Source organism: Brevibacillus reuszeri (assembly GCF_002897295.1).
Lineage (GTDB): Bacteria > Bacillota > Bacilli > Brevibacillales > Brevibacillaceae > Brevibacillus > Brevibacillus reuszeri_A.
Genome location: NZ_BEXF01000039.1, coordinates 21,046 through 35,400, shown reverse-complemented (window position 1 = coordinate 35,400; position 14,355 = coordinate 21,046). Strand labels below are relative to the sequence as shown.

The 14,355-nt window shown below is 44.8% G+C and carries 15 protein-coding genes; 8 read left to right on the top strand and 7 right to left on the bottom strand.

Features of this window, described 5'->3' with window-relative positions:
- Nucleotides 1-5 precede the first annotated feature (5 nt).
- From C3B52_RS32745 to C3B52_RS32735, 3 genes are all read left to right on the top strand, one after another.
- Nucleotides 6-89 carry an IS3 family transposase gene (locus C3B52_RS32745; RefSeq protein ID WP_235615847.1) on the top strand — a complete coding sequence of 28 codons (84 nt, stop codon included), beginning with the start codon at nucleotides 6-8 and terminating at the stop codon, nucleotides 87-89.
- A 31-nt stretch (nucleotides 90-120) separates the two neighbouring features.
- The gene (locus C3B52_RS32740) at nucleotides 121-459 is read left to right on the top strand and encodes a hypothetical protein (RefSeq protein ID WP_103110533.1); all 339 of its coding nucleotides are present in this window, start codon (nucleotides 121-123) and stop codon (nucleotides 457-459) included.
- Between the two features lie 87 nt (nucleotides 460-546).
- A complete protein-coding gene (locus C3B52_RS32735) occupies nucleotides 547-1,362 on the top strand; it encodes a nuclease-related domain-containing protein (RefSeq protein WP_103110532.1) in 816 nt (271 codons plus the stop codon).
- 11 nt (nucleotides 1,363-1,373) lie between these two features.
- Here the strand turns inward: C3B52_RS32735 and C3B52_RS32730 are convergent, their stop codons facing one another.
- Nucleotides 1,374-1,718, bottom strand: coding sequence for a YkgJ family cysteine cluster protein (locus C3B52_RS32730; protein ID WP_103110531.1), 345 nt, complete (start codon nucleotides 1,716-1,718; stop codon nucleotides 1,374-1,376).
- A 210-nt stretch (nucleotides 1,719-1,928) separates the two neighbouring features.
- On the bottom strand, nucleotides 1,929-4,802 hold the full coding sequence (locus C3B52_RS32725) for a phycobilisome rod-core linker polypeptide (RefSeq protein WP_103110530.1): 2,874 nt from the start codon (nucleotides 4,800-4,802) through the stop codon (nucleotides 1,929-1,931).
- 256 nt (nucleotides 4,803-5,058) lie between these two features.
- On the opposite strand from C3B52_RS32725, the gene C3B52_RS32720 reads away from it, so the two are divergent.
- The 4 genes from C3B52_RS32720 (at nucleotide 5,059) to spoIIP (ending at nucleotide 9,253) form a co-directional block, all read left to right on the top strand.
- Nucleotides 5,059-5,241, top strand: a complete 183-nt coding sequence (locus C3B52_RS32720; RefSeq protein ID WP_103110529.1) for a hypothetical protein — start codon at nucleotides 5,059-5,061, stop codon at nucleotides 5,239-5,241.
- Between the two features lie 123 nt (nucleotides 5,242-5,364).
- Nucleotides 5,365-5,817: a MarR family winged helix-turn-helix transcriptional regulator gene (locus C3B52_RS32715; RefSeq protein WP_103110528.1), complete on the top strand. Its 453-nt coding sequence runs from the start codon at nucleotides 5,365-5,367 to the stop codon at nucleotides 5,815-5,817.
- Between the two features lie 87 nt (nucleotides 5,818-5,904).
- Nucleotides 5,905-7,323, top strand: a complete 1,419-nt coding sequence (locus C3B52_RS32710; RefSeq protein ID WP_164685019.1) for an alpha/beta hydrolase family protein — start codon at nucleotides 5,905-5,907, stop codon at nucleotides 7,321-7,323.
- 169 nt (nucleotides 7,324-7,492) lie between these two features.
- Nucleotides 7,493-9,253 (top strand): stage II sporulation protein P, encoded by a 1,761-nt coding sequence (gene spoIIP / locus C3B52_RS32705; RefSeq protein ID WP_103110526.1) that lies wholly within the window; start codon nucleotides 7,493-7,495, stop codon nucleotides 9,251-9,253.
- A 470-nt stretch (nucleotides 9,254-9,723) separates the two neighbouring features.
- On the opposite strand, the gene C3B52_RS32700 is transcribed toward spoIIP, so the two are convergent.
- From C3B52_RS32700 to C3B52_RS32680, 5 genes are all read right to left on the bottom strand, one after another.
- The gene (locus C3B52_RS32700) at nucleotides 9,724-10,137 is read right to left on the bottom strand and encodes a hypothetical protein (RefSeq protein ID WP_103110525.1); all 414 of its coding nucleotides are present in this window, start codon (nucleotides 10,135-10,137) and stop codon (nucleotides 9,724-9,726) included.
- 67 nt (nucleotides 10,138-10,204) lie between these two features.
- Nucleotides 10,205-10,879: an O-methyltransferase gene (locus C3B52_RS32695; protein ID WP_103110524.1), complete on the bottom strand. Its 675-nt coding sequence runs from the start codon at nucleotides 10,877-10,879 to the stop codon at nucleotides 10,205-10,207.
- Between the two features lie 87 nt (nucleotides 10,880-10,966).
- Entirely contained in the window at nucleotides 10,967-11,494 is a 528-nt protein-coding gene (locus C3B52_RS32690; RefSeq protein WP_103110523.1) for a tetratricopeptide repeat protein, read from the bottom strand.
- 119 nt (nucleotides 11,495-11,613) lie between these two features.
- Entirely contained in the window at nucleotides 11,614-11,784 is a 171-nt protein-coding gene (locus C3B52_RS32685) for an asparagine synthase (protein ID WP_103110522.1), read from the bottom strand.
- Nucleotides 11,785-11,876: 92 nt separating this feature from the next.
- Nucleotides 11,877-12,536, bottom strand: a complete 660-nt coding sequence (locus C3B52_RS32680) for a CPBP family intramembrane glutamic endopeptidase (protein ID WP_103110521.1) — start codon at nucleotides 12,534-12,536, stop codon at nucleotides 11,877-11,879.
- A gap of 334 nt (nucleotides 12,537-12,870) precedes the next feature.
- Between C3B52_RS32680 and C3B52_RS32675 the strand changes: the two genes are divergently transcribed.
- Nucleotides 12,871-14,241: a M20/M25/M40 family metallo-hydrolase gene (locus tag C3B52_RS32675; protein ID WP_103110520.1), complete on the top strand. Its 1,371-nt coding sequence runs from the start codon at nucleotides 12,871-12,873 to the stop codon at nucleotides 14,239-14,241.
- The last annotated feature ends 114 nt before the right edge of the window (nucleotides 14,242-14,355 follow it).

Genomic DNA, 14,355 nt, shown 5'->3' with positions numbered 1-14,355 from the left:
AATTCATCCATTTTTACAATAACGATCGACCACAAAGGAAATTAAACAAACTGACGCCGGTTCAGTACCGACGCCAGCTTGCAGCTTAGGTGTTTTTTTAACTGTCTACTAAATAGGGTCTTGACCATCGGTACAGTGGGCTTTTATTTGAATGAAATCCCTTGGTCCAAAGAAGGCTTTGAAGAGGAAAAGCAATTTCTTTCATCGGTGATTAAAGGCGCAATTTCCGAATCAGGCTGGCAGACACTTGATTACAGTCCGAATAGGTCGAGGATCGTCCCGCTTTTGGAAAAACTCGATGATATGCTGAAGCAGTTTCAAATCACGCATGTTGATGAGCTCAATTATGCCGAGTGGAAAGAAATCTTTCGAGAAAGCTTTCCTGACGGTTATCCAATCTGTACGCGTCATCATGCTCTTTTGAGTGAGTGGGGATGTGTTGTCTGCCATGATTCGTGAGATGGTTTTCAGGATGTCACCAGTATTTGTTTGGAAAATAATAGAAGAGGGAATAGGGTAACAAGATGAATGGAGGAGAGTCCAGTCATGTTATCCAAACTAGTAAACCTTTTTATAGGGATCAAGCAACCACCAGCAAAGAAAGACGAAAAAGAAAAGAAGGAAACGAAAAAAGCAAGCGACCAAAAATCCATCCGTAAGGGAGAGCTTGGCGAGTATAAGGTCAATATCCAGTTAGACCAGATGCCAAAAGAGTACAAGCATCTGACCGATATACTCCTCCCCAATCCGAAAGCGAAATCAGGGTATTCGCAAATTGATCATGTACTTCTTACACCGTATGCAGTCTTTATTATTGAGACGAAAAACTATTCGGGAGAAATTAAAGGTGGAAAGGAAGACAAGCAGTGGACGGTGAATAAACGTTTTAGAATGATGAATCCCTTCTATCAAAATTATGGACATGTAGAATCGATTCGTAGCATGATCCGGATAGAAAAGGAGCAGATCGTTTCTCTCGTTTCGTTTACTAGACGTTGTACGTTCAGTGTCGATCCAGAGCTTAGAAAGATTAGCTCCAATGAGTTAATCGTCTATGATATTGAGCTTACTGAATTCATCCATCGCAAAATAACTCGGTTCCGAGCGCTGCAAAAAGAAGAAAGGTTCTCATCTGAACAAATTGAGTCTATGTATACAACATTAGCGAAAGAAAACATTACAGATGCAAAGATAAGAGCAGCTCATGTGGAAGGATTAAGCCAGAACAGCATAAATTCAGGCAGCAATCATTGCAAGACTTGTGGCAAGCGAGTAACAGAAAAAATCGCAGCCTATTGTCTTTCTAATCGCGAAAAATTTAAAGGAAACGTATATTGTTTCGAACATCAGAAAGTATTGTAAGGTAGCTCACTCTAAAAATCCTTCCACGTGATATCAATGCTCAAATACCCAATATGCTTCTGTTTTAGTGGCGCAGGCTCTTTTGTAGCTAATTCCGGTTTGCGGAAACAGACCAAGTCTTTGTGGTAGCCAAACATGCGGCAAATATCAGGGCGGGCAGCATGGATTCCACATTGATCGCGATCCAGATCATAGAACATACAGGTACCGTAGAGGCGAGGCTGCTTTTCCAGCTCATCACGAAGCTTTCTCGGCATGGCTTTAACCTTCTTCTGAATGTTCTTATATTCTTTCTCCGTTATGGGAACAGGACCACAGCATAAGCCTCTGCAGCCTTGACACGGAAGTGCTTGCATCTGATATACAACCCCTCTAAACAATCGTTTAAAAGTTACTTACCAAACATTATGAAAGGTCATGCGTGTTTTGTAAATAACAAAATATTTTATAATAACACAAATAATAATATTTGTCAATGATGAAATATGAATAAAAAAAGCCAGTTAACACGGGGGAAGTGTTAGCTGGCTTTCATCATAGTTAGTGATCGACGAGAATCGCCAAAATCATTCTTCCACACTGAAAGCAGGAATGACAGTTGTCCATCCAGTCGTCCAATGCTTATACATGACATTCTCCGATTTGTTGTGGTTGGCGTTGATTTTATCAATAAAGACTTTCCCATCCTTATTTCGGTAGCCAAACAAGTAAACGTGCCCATCTCGATAGAAGGGAGAGATGCTTGACCAGCCGCTTGTCCAATCTCCTGAGCCATGTGATTCTGTTGCAGATAGATCGTCTTTGAGACGGTCAATGAAATAATGTCCATCACTGCTTCTATAGCCAAAAATGTAGACCCTTCCATCTGTTCCGTAGAATGGCTTTACAATGGAATATCCCTTTGACCAACGTTTCCCGGAGCTGTAGGATGTAAGTCCAAAACCTTTGTCGTCCCACCTGATTTGGTCGATAAAATACTTCCCATCTGAACTGCGATAACCGAACAGGTAAACTTCATCACCTATATAGAATGGACTCACACTAGACCAGCCTGTAGTCCATCTACCGCTGAGTTTTGTGTTCGTTCCTTGTAGACCATTGTTCAATTCGTCGATGAAAAAATCACCGTCACGCCCACGATATCCAAACAAAAACTGTTTATCTTTCATTTGGAACGGTTGTAGAATCGACCAATTCTTCGTCCATGTTTGTGTCCATACGGATTTCGTACCATCAAAGTCAAAATTATACTGGTCAATAAAAAATTCTCCGCTATGCGCCTTATAGCCGGCCAAATAATTGGCTCCTTGAAAAGTAAAGGGTTGCACGATCGTCCAGTTTTTCGTCCAATGATGACGCCAGATTGGAGAGGTTCCCGTTTCCAGATTGGCGTTGATATGGTCGAGTGCTACGGTCCCTTCGTGTTCTTTGTACTGAAACAAGTAAACGCCTTGTTCAATCCGATTTCTTCCGGGTGAAGGAATCTTCCACTCACCAAAACGTTCCTGGTATTCTATGGAACCTACGATTTCTTTGACGGTGTTTTTCCAGTTTTCCCCGCCCCTGATGTTTGGCCATTTTCGATATTCGTACTCACGAGGTTTTCTGCCGAGGAGGTGGTTGATGAGGTTTTCTACAGCAACCCGCTCGTCAACATTGATAAAGGAATTCCAGAACTCATCAGAGGTAGCCAATTGAAGAATGACATCCTTTACAGTGGAGCCACCCAAGAAATGACTACGAATCGTATGGATATCATGCTCTGTAGCTGTGCGATTCAAAATTTGTTTAAAGATAAGGTGAATGTGGCCATTCATATCGACTATCCAGCCTGTCCTCTGTAGGGTATAGCGAATCCCACTGGCATATTTCCGTGCTCCTTTGACGTGAGGATGACCGAGAGAAGCGATTTTGGTTTTCGCTCTGCCGTGACCTACTTTTTTTCCCCACCGAATCGCATCTGCGAATCTCTCCGCCCGAACCGGGTCTTCTGGTTGTAAAAAGGGTGCTAACCCCCATAGAGCGGTGTCATATGCCAACACAGCATTCTTTTCGCTATACCCACAGTTCACCACTTGTACACGCTCTGAAAACTCTTGTGCTATCTCTTCTAAGCCTTCATTCATTTTTTCTGCGAATATTTGACAATTGGCGATCATTTGCTCCTTGATGGCTCGTAGTGGAGCGAATTGATCGGAAGAGGCGATGAGCGCGTCCTCCTCAGTGATCTCTTCAAGCTCCTCCAGCTTTTCCAGTAATCCCGTTTGCTTCAACTCATTATAAAGCAGGGCGATATGATGGTCCTCGATTTGCTCCAACGTAAAATTGTTGAGGATTTCCTCATTCATGGCGATATCCGGCTGAGCACTTGCTGCGATCATGGAAGTGGAAAGATCAACATCTGTCGGGAAATTGTCCCGAAATAAATAGAGAACTTTCAGGATGAGTGGATTGGAAAACCGAGAAATAATTTGATAGTAGTTCGTGATCAGGATTTTTGCATGGGGGTACTGCTTTAGCGCTGTCAAAATCATCTCTCTCGACCGTTTAACGGCTTTTTTTGTCTCATCAATAATCCATCCTTTTGAGGAAAACGGCGAACAAATAGTCACGGGTCCTAGGTCATTAATCCCGCCATCGATCAGGATCAGATCGACTTTGTCTGGCGAGACATGATGCCAGCGAGGCAGCTTGATTGAAGCACTCTTGACTTGTTCATGGATCGATGGGTAGGAAAAATTGACTTCGCCAGGAGGAGTAGGCTTCCATAGATTGCTTTCATTATCTGCCCGCACTACGTATTGATTTTCTCTGAATATATCATCTGCGCTGGTTGGCTCAAGTGTTGCACCGGAATGAGCGAAGACAAACAGATTCGTAGGACGTTGTGTTACGCCTTCTAGCCATTGCCGGGTTAAGTATGTAAACTTGTCCTTGTTATACAACCCTTGACCCCAGACGATGGAGTCGCCAAAGGCAACGACATTCAGTGGCTCTCCATGATGCTCAATCACCTCAAGTGAAAAATGCTCACGAGATGTTGCTGATGTAGCTTGTGCTCCTAACTTATTTTTTTGACGGAGGTCGACAGTAAGATAATGACCGTTACGCGTCTTTAATGTAATGATGTCGGCCGTTGTGATAACCCCGGGGTTCCCATTCGCCCTCTCAATAATAAAGGTCTCCTCTGAAGCCCCCCAAAGGCTGAGCTGGACACCCAGTCCTCCTCCTTGTAGCGGATGAAGATAGTGACTGTTTGCAGTGCGAATGACGATTTTTGAACCATGAACAATAGTAGGCCCGTCTACACCGACGAGCGTGTACACTTCCATTTGGTCAAATCCGGTACCGGATGCATACAGATCCGTATCCGTACGATCATATTGCAAGCTGCCTTTCAAATATTTACCGGAATGACATGATTTTAGCCATATCTTCAAGCCATACACTCCCTTTTCCAATAATTTGAAATCAAGCCACGGTTCATTTTACAGGATGGAGGATGGGAAGACAGCTAACTTTGGTTAACCTAATTTTTCGGCGGTAAATGTGAAAAGAATGAAAATATGACAAGTAAATGGAAAAATGTATTCATTTAATAAGGGTTCCTTCCGATATTAATCAAGAAGCAAGCGATTGGGGGAGTGCGTTAACGAAACCACTGCACTCAATTAAATGGAAGTAGGAGAGGATCGTATGCTAGAGGTTAAAAAGCTCGTTTTCCATTTTTCAGAAGGGGACACGGTAACCGTTAGAACGTCTGAGCCAGAAGAAATTATTCAAATGATTGCGAATCAAAACGACGGTTGGCTTCAATATGATGACATTGTCATTAATGTAAAAAATGTTTCCTATATTCGAATTCAAGCGGATCAATAGACAAAGCACGAAGAAAATGCCACTCACATTAGGGTGGCTTTTTTGCTTGGGAAGAGAATTGACATGCTGGAAGGAAGCTTTTATTATTATACTTAAGTTAACTTAACTATTAATGGTGATGAAATGAACAGAGAAGAGCTTACTGCCTTTGTCCGCGAGATAAACGATCTTGATTATGCGTGTAATACCATGCTGACGGAGGAGTATCACGCCTTGCTGGATGAGAATATCACGAACAGCCAAATCATCTTGCTGGGGCATATTCATCAGCGGGGGCGTCTTCTTACCGGTGAGCTTTCGAAGATCATGAACATTACACCGAGTGCTGTCAGCCAAAACCTCAATAAGCTCGAGAAAGCCGGCTACATCAAGCGTTCCATTAACCCGGATAATCGCAGAGAGATTTTTGTTGAGCTGGACAACGCAGGAATCAAGTATATGGAGAACAGCGAGAAAATTGAGCTTTCGATTATTGATCGCTTTTATTCCAAGCTTGATGTTGAAGATCTAAAAAACCTGAAGGGAATCTTTTCAAGGTTCAAGGCCATCATTGAAAAAGAGAAAACGCAGAAGTAGTTTCTCTTTTTTTGATTAATAGTTAAGTTTAATTAAATGTTGTTATTGCTTAATAGTTAATTGTAATTAATGAGGGGGATTACATACGTGAGACTGTTTGAAGTCCTACTGCTTATCGCAAGCATGTCACTATTGTGGCAAGTGATCTGGCTTCGGAAAAGACCTGGAGTCATTATCCTGAGGGGAGCGCCGCTGCTTCTGCTTATCATCAGTATTTGTCACCTCGTCATGGAGGGTGGGCGCTGGCAAATGGCTCCCGTGTACGTAGGTGTAGCACTTGTTTTATGGAAGTATGGGGTATGGTGTTTGCAGGGTGAGCCAATCGAAAGGACGAAAATGCGCACACCGATTTTGCTTAGCATCGTCGCACTTCCAGTTACTCTGATAGCAGCTGTATTGCCTGTTTTGCTCCCCGTATTTACGTTTGAAAAGCCAACGGGTCCGTATCAGGTTGGGACTGTAAGCTACACATGGACGGATACAAGCCGAACAGGCGTTGACGGGAAGCCAAGAAGGGTGAAAACACAAGTCTGGTATCCGGCAGTGGCGGAAAAATCATCGGTAGAAGAAAGGTACATTTCAGATTTACCCGAATTTTCGGAGGTGATCCAAGAGCGTTATGGACTGCCCCCACTATGGCTCCGCTACATAGATCTGGTCAAGACAAACGCCTACAGTCATGCAGCATTCGCCAACGATCTCGAGGCTGCGCCTTTACTTTTCTTTTCACACGGAAACATGCTTGGAGCACGATTTACGAATTCCTTTCAAACGATCGAGTTGGCAAGCCATGGTTATGTCGTGGTAGCCGTAGAGCATCCGGGAACTGCTTTGCTAACGACGTATGCGGACGGTACATACGAGGTGTTTACAGACAAAACCTCCCACCTACCTATGGAATATCAGGTGCAAAATGAAGCGACTATCCCGATTATCAATGAACAGACAAAAGATATTGTATTTGTGCTCGAACAAATGAAGCGAATGGGCGAGGAAACTGCAAATAGCCCCTTGATCGGCAAGATCGACTTTGCAAGGCTCGGAGTGATTGGGCATTCGCAGGGGGGAGCGACTGCTGTGGACGTTTTATACAAAAATCGGGCATTCCAAGCTGCTATTGATATGGACGGTTATATGTATGGAGAAGCTCGAGCTGAGGAGCTGGATCGACCAGTCATGGTGCTACAAGGTGGCTTTGAATTAGAGGAACTGGCATCGCCGCCCGAAATGGAACAGATTGAACAACAAAGAAGAGAGCAAGTGCTGGCGAAAAAAGGAAGCATCCTCCATCTGGAGCAGGCAGGTCATCTGAGCTTTACTGATATCCCGCTCTATACACCACTCATCGAGATGCTTAGTCCAAATATTGTGGAGCAGCACAAGATCATCAATGAAGCAACGCTGTGCTTCATGAATCGACATCTGAAAAAAGACCAATCTGCTTCCTGCGAGTATCTCCCACAGAAATATGCAGGAGTTCGCTTGCAAAACGTAGGCTGGCAGTGAGGTGGAAATGATGAAAATCCCGCGTGTGATGCGTAGGATTTTTTGTTTGTCTGCATTTTGTCAAGAAAAAATGTCGCAGATTGAAGGAATATGTAACTCAATCGAGAACCTTTTACTGACAGGATGTTATTTCCAGTCATATCGAGTCGAACAGAGAGGAACGAGGCTGTTGTTTTCACGAAAAAAAACCATCATTGCTGCTGTTTGTTCCCTGGTCTTGTTGATGCCGCTGTCGTCTGCTCACGCTGCTACGCATGTCGAGGTAACTGTTGATCAACTGAATATACGCAGTGCACCGGATACCACCACGCAAATCGTCGGAACCATCACAAAAGCTACAAGGCTGCCAATCGTTAAGCAACAAAACAACGGCTGGACTCAAGTAAAGCTGCCGAATGGAAAGACGGGATGGCTGAACAACAAGTATGTCAAAATGATAGATGTGCCAAGAATCATCTATGTAAAGAGCACCGTCGACATGTTGAATGTTCGGACTGAACCGAATGCCACTGCGCAAATATTGCAGATTATCGATCAAAAAGGTGTATTCCTGCAAGTGAAGAAGCAAGGGGATTGGGCACAAATCAAGCTGGCCAATAACACAAATGGGTGGGTAAATGCCCGATTCTTAGCGGAAACGTCTGCACCAGCACCGACCCCGCCACCTGCGCCGCCTCCGGTACTGACCCCACCCCCGGTTTCTACACCGATACCAACGCCAGTGCCTGTACCAGAACCGCCTCCGTATATTCCTCCAACGGATGCAGGGAATGGGCAAACGACAAATACTCTTGTGCTGCAAGAATGGCACGAAGTCTATGCCGAGCCTAATATTTTGGGTCAGGTCCTAGGGCAGCTGAATGCAGGCACAGCCGTTACTCATTATGGTTATGCAGACGGCTGGTACACCATTAATTTCAATGGAACCTACGCATACATTTTCAAGCCGATCGGTCAGGAAAATCCAGCTCCAGGGCAAGTTGGAGACTTTCCGGGCAGCTATGATCCCCCGGCCGGACAAGCAGAAGATCTCATTCGAGTAAGGAATGCGGATACGAATTTGCGTAATGGTCCAGGGACCACGTATGCTGTTGTTGGCACAGTTCAACCTGGACAAGTGTTTCCAGTCGTTCAGGAACAAGGAGATTGGTATGTAATCCGATTGGCTGATAATTCTACCGCCTATATTGCTGGCTGGATCGTTGATCGAGTGTCTTCCAGTACAGGTCAGCCAAGTGGTGGGGGAACGACTTCTGGAGTGGGCTACAACCAAGGAATGGTTGGCAATGAGACCGTTTATATTTACCACACCCATAACCGTGAGTCGTGGCGCAATGTTGCGAAGAACCAGCAGGGAAGCTCGGTAGATGATCCAGAGATCAACATCACTTTGGTTGGGAAACGACTTGGCGAGCTGTTGCAGGCTAGAGGTATTCCATCGATGGCCAATCAAGACGATTTTGCCAAGAAGCTGGCTGAACAAAAGAAAAGCTACTCGATGTCCTATACAGAATCGTACAAAGCGGTCGCTGCAGCTGCTTCAACAAGCCCTAACCTGAAGTACATTTTCGATATTCATCGAGACAGTGATGAGCCACGCAGTAAAGTCGCAATTACACTGAATGGCAAAACGTATTCACGGATGCTGTTTGTGATCGGAACGGCAAATCCAAACCATCCCGAAAATAAACGACTGGCCGAAAATCTGCATGCCCGGCTGGAAACTTCCTATCCGGGATTGTCCCGCGGAATTATTTTGAAAGGGACGAATGAAGGAAATGGCGTGTACAATCAGTCTATTTCCGGTGGAGCCCTGCTTCTCGAGTTTGGGGGAACGAACAACACCCTGGAAGAGTGCTACAATACAGCAGAAGCTTTTGCCGATGTGTTAGTCAATTACATGCTGGAATCACAAATTGCCTTTAAGTAATAGCACGATTCTTTTCGCAGTCTTTGCGGGAAGGATCGTTTTTTCTTGGTGAGGAGCCATAATCTCTTGGTTCTCCTAACTATAGGTAAATGTACCTATATATACTTGTAGTCATGAACATGAATATCATCTACTATAATAGTATTCACGTATTTTCTTTACGTACTACCCCTTACGTAACCCCATTCGCCTTTGAGCGAGTGGGGATTTTTTTTTAGGGCTCAGTATTTGGTATTCGCTTCTCATGATCAAAGTACCAAGACTGATCATTACAATTACTTGGGCCATAGCGCCTACGCTCTGCCATATTAGAACCCAACTCATGTTATTACCTCCATGTTTACAAACTCACGTCGGTATAGGTTAACCAATTTGTGGGCGAATAATAGGCGAAACACACGATTAAAGTAAAGCGATCTTTGTCAGAAAAAATGGAGTACACCATCAAAGAGCTGGGTTCGTTTACGTAGCTACATGCCTTTTGCCTTGTGAAAACTGGAGAATGCCGTATACCCCAAAGCAATTCCACTAACGATGGGAAATTCCTTATACCGAAGTAAGACAGATACATAGTCCCCGAGTGGCGTATAGTAATGTAAAAATACAGTTGCCCCAAAGAGAGCCGGCAATCCGATGGCAACGCCTTTTACCCAGTCATACGTCCATTTCCCAGCATTTTTTCGCTCACGAATGAGGTGAGGAATGGCAAACAGTATGCCAATCAATATTGGGTAGAGAGAAAGGTACACAAAGTATGAAAGGCGATCAAATGACATCATAGCCTCCTCAAGCATTACTCGGTCAAACTCAACCAAAACTTGTAATCCCAGACCGATCAGCATGACAAAGGCAAAGTATTTACCAAAACGAACAAGTCCTTGCATACTCTCGCCTCCCATTTAAAAGCAAAACCCATCTCCTAAAGTAGCGGGACGGGTCTGCAAAAAGTAATTATTTTTCTTCAGTAACGACAGCAATAGCGAAACCATCGTATCCTTTACTTCCAACTGTCTGAAGTGCTGTGGCACTTACGCGAGGCTCAGCTGCGACGAGCTCGGTAAAGCGGCGTACTCCCTCTACGCTAGGGTCAGTGCTGGATTCATCCACGACATTGCCGTTTCGCACTACATTGTCAGTGATGATCAGACTGCCTTTTCGGGAGTGATTGAGTGCCCATTGGAAATATTCCGAGTTACTTTGCTTGTCTGCATCAATGAAAAACAAATCGAAGGGACCATGTCCTTCTGCGTCCAATTGGGCAAGAGAGTCCAACGCTTGGCCAAGGCGAATTTCAACAACATGACCGAGACCAGCGCGTTCGATATTTTTTCTCGCTACTTCTGCGTGCTTTGGATTGGACTCCAGCGTAATTAATCGGCCACCCTCGGGAAGCGCTCGAGCGAGCCAGATGGTGCTATAGCCGCCTAGTGTGCCGATTTCCAGAATCGTGCGAGCACCTTGGATCGTAGCAAGCAGATTCAGCAGCTTTCCTTGATTAGGAGCTACGTCTATGGATGGGAGGCCAGCCGCGGCATTATCCTGCAAAGCAGCATCCAAAATCGGGTCATTCGGTAAAAGCAATTCGGAAAAGTAACGATCGACAGCTGTCCATGTTTCTCTAGACATGTAATCAACTCCTTTGCATTTGACAAGAATAGTATAACAGTTTATGGAAAAAACAAGAGCAGGAATGTTCCCAACAAATAAATGAGTCTACCAGGTCTGATCCAAACGATCCCGATAATAGTGGATTGCACGGCGATAAAGCTGTATGTGCTCAGAAGAAGATGTCTCAAGCAGGCTATCCAGCAAGAGCTGCACAGAACCCTCGTAGTCTTTGGCGTTATATTTGGCGAGTGCCAGAAATACGCGCAAGGAATGATCTTCGGGATAGAGGGAGATTCCTTTGGATAACAAGGATATCGATTTTTCCACCTGACCGAGGCATCGGTATGTACTGCCAAGTCCTAGATAAGCTCCGCGAAGGTCTTCTACGTCCAGCGTACCCAGAGTGATAGCAGTCTCGTAATAAGGAACGGCCTCAGCCTCCAGTCCCAAACGGTCGTGCGCAGCTGCACATTCATACATCACTTTTGCATCGGTAGGATAATCGCTGGCAAGCTGAATCAGCTCTTGTCTTGCTGCTTCCAGGATGGCGGAAAAGCTGTCCTCGTCAGTTTGACGGATGGAACGTGCCGCTTCTATTTGGCTCAGGATATGTTGCAGCTTCTCAGTAGGCATCCAGTCTATCTCCTTTCGAAGGCATCATGCCTTTTACTTCCTCAGTTTAACAGGAAAAGAAATGCTTCCATAGTTTTGAAATGAGAAACCGGGTGAGCCATATGCCCACCCGGTTTTACCTACCTGTGCTCAATCAGGTCGATCGCGCCAAGAACGACGTGTGCGAGTCCAAAGCCGACAATTGTGTTCGTCAGTGTCGGGCTCACCTTTTCCGTGTTTTTCAAGGCGTAACCAGTTGCTGTAACAATAGTCCCTAGTACCGCCGGGATTAATCCCTCACGAACCTCCATATTGTCACAACCTTTCTAGACATAGTAGGTATTGTTATAGCTTCCTTCTAAATGACATTTTTATACATCCAAAAACTCATGTCCGATTCATCTTACGAAAACCAATTTACATAAAGAAATCCAGTGAATGCGAAGAAATTCGTCAACACGTGCGAGGCCGTCGTAGGAAGTATCGTCTTATAGCGATAGGCGTACCAGCCCCATAGTAATCCCATGAACAATGCTCCACCTACGAAGCTGAGAATCCCGCCCTCCATTCCTGAGTCTTTTGCCAAAGCTGGAGCGAGATGCCACAGTCCAAAACAAATCGTAGGGTAAAGAAACCCAAGCGATCGACTGTGTGGAAAATAGGCTGGAAAGACACCACGCCATATGCGTTCTTCCAGTGGAGCATTTATGAGCGCAAATAACAACGCAAGGAGGGCAACCTTCCACCCTGCGGCTGGTATGTAGGGCAAAAATGCAGCAAATAAAGTGGCAATTGCGGGCAGTGCAATAAGAGTCATGCTGATTCTATGCGCCCATTGAGGAGAAGCATTCTTTGGAATTGACCATAACCCTGCATGTGTCCTCTTACGGAAAAGAAATGAAACAGGAATACACCATAACACCCAGTACACGACATAGCCGAGTAAATATCCGACCGTGTCCCCCAAAAAATGGACGAGAAGCTGAAAGAAAATGATTTGCAAAAGGATGAGAGCAGGAGGTATGGCGATAAGAGTTTTTTGTTCTTTTGACCAGGATTTCATAAGTGATCCCTCTCATTTTGCCGAAATGATAAAATTAATGATCCCTACGAGCATTAGAAAGCCGAGTAATGCAACGAGGCCGTAGCCTACATATAAGATAAATTTATCCGGACCATGATTATTCATGACACGTCTCCCTTTCTGAAATAGACATCAAATTCCAAAAATAGTTAATTGCTTAGACTATAACACAAAAAGAGGGGCTGTGTACGAAGTAGAGAATGAAGTCAAAGTGTAAATTAACTAAATAAATTGACAACTAATGATTTGGTAGATAATCTGGATATGAAAACGCGTTCATTTAAAAAACCCATTCACAAAAGAAGGTGCACAGATGACGAAATGGAATCAGCTTGTCAAAGAGCAGCTGCCAGAAGCGATATCAGCCTTGCAGCACTATTGTAGGCAACCGAGCATAAGTAGCCAAGGAATTGGTATCGCTGAGACGGTTCACCTGTTAACAGAACTGATCAGAGAAGCGAGGGGCGAATATCGTCTGCTCGATGATTGCGGAGGAAATCCAGTGATCTACGCAGCTTTTGAGCCGGGACATAATGGAAATGCTAACAAAACGATCTTGTTTTATAATCACTACGATGTGCAGCCACCAGAACCGCTCGAGGAATGGAGCTACCCGCCCTTTGGAGCAGAGCTTCATGATGGAAAAATGTATGCGCGCGGTGTTTCGGACAACAAAGGCGACCTCATCGTACGCTTGCAGGCAATTTCCATCATGCAAAAGAATGGAGGCTTGCCGTGTCGTGTCAAATTCCTGATTGAGGGAGAAGAAGAGATCGGCTCGCCAACCTTGGAAAAAGTGCTTCAAAAGCATGCAGGCTTATTTGAGGCAGACGCTTCGATCTGGGAATGGAGTCAAAAAAACAAAGAAGAGAAGATCGAAATCATCATGGGTGTAAAAGGAATGTGCTACATGCAGCTGGATTGCGAAGGCTCGGATATCGACATCCATTCGCAGTACGGCTCGGTATTGGACAATCCAGCATGGCGCTTGATTCAAGCGCTTGCCTCGATGCGCACTGTAGACAACCGAATTACGGTTGAAGGCTTTTACGACGGTATTGTCCCGCCCGCAGAGGAGCTGCTTCAATGGTCCCGAGACTATCCTTTCGATGCTGAGGGAGCCAAGCAAATTTTTGGACTGAAACGACCGCTCATCGTTGATGAAAAAACAGCGAGAGACGCTTTTTTGTTTGAGCCGACCTTGACTGTCTGTGGTATTGAGAGCGGTTACACGGGTCGAGGAACAAAAACAATTTTGCCCAAACGTTCACAGGTAAAGCTCGATTGCAGACTGGTTCCGGGGCAGGTTCCCGAGGATATCGCAAGAAAAATCCGTGCTCATCTCGACAAACACGGATTTGATGATATCCGCGTCACAATTTTGGGCAGCCTGATGCCGTTTCGCTCAGACATTCATCATCCTTTTGCAAAAACAGTGATACAAACAGCGGAGCGCGTGTATGGAGCGGATTATATTGCTCTACTACCGAGCTTTGGGGGATCTGGCCCGATGAGCTTGTTCGGGCAGTATTTAGGGGAGGACAAACCGATTGTATCGATTGGCTGCAGCTGGTGGGGCGACCGAATCCATGCACCGAATGAATCGATCCGGTTAGCTGATTTTGAGCAAGCGATTCATTTCATGGTTGAGTTGTTTTTGTCGTTTGGGGAGGCAGAGGCATAAGAATTCGCAGTGAGGGAGTAAGGAGAGAGGAGCTTACTTCCTTTTTTCATATTTATCAAAAAAACCAATAAACAGAATTTTTATAAAATTTGTATAAATTCATCGTTTTAAAGC

Bases quoted from the DNA above. Each gene is read 5' to 3' on its own strand.
- C3B52_RS32700 (WP_103110525.1), bottom strand. From the start codon at position 10,137: ATGCAAGGACTTGTTCGTTTTGGTAAATACTTTGCCTTTGTCATGCTG.
- C3B52_RS32715 (WP_103110528.1), top strand. From the start codon at position 5,365: ATGAACAGAGAAGAGCTTACTGCCTTTGTCCGCGAGATAAACGATCTT.
- C3B52_RS32720 (WP_103110529.1), top strand. From the start codon at position 5,059: ATGCTAGAGGTTAAAAAGCTCGTTTTCCATTTTTCAGAAGGGGACACG.
- C3B52_RS32735 (WP_103110532.1), top strand. From the start codon at position 547: ATGTTATCCAAACTAGTAAACCTTTTTATAGGGATCAAGCAACCACCA.
- C3B52_RS32690 (WP_103110523.1), bottom strand. From the start codon at position 11,494: ATGCCTACTGAGAAGCTGCAACATATCCTGAGCCAAATAGAAGCGGCA.
- C3B52_RS32695 (WP_103110524.1), bottom strand. From the start codon at position 10,879: ATGTCTAGAGAAACATGGACAGCTGTCGATCGTTACTTTTCCGAATTG.
- C3B52_RS32730 (WP_103110531.1), bottom strand. From the start codon at position 1,718: ATGCAAGCACTTCCGTGTCAAGGCTGCAGAGGCTTATGCTGTGGTCCT.
- C3B52_RS32675 (WP_103110520.1), top strand. From the start codon at position 12,871: ATGACGAAATGGAATCAGCTTGTCAAAGAGCAGCTGCCAGAAGCGATA.
- C3B52_RS32680 (WP_103110521.1), bottom strand. From the start codon at position 12,536: ATGAAATCCTGGTCAAAAGAACAAAAAACTCTTATCGCCATACCTCCT.
- C3B52_RS32685 (WP_103110522.1), bottom strand. From the start codon at position 11,784: ATGGAGGTTCGTGAGGGATTAATCCCGGCGGTACTAGGGACTATTGTT.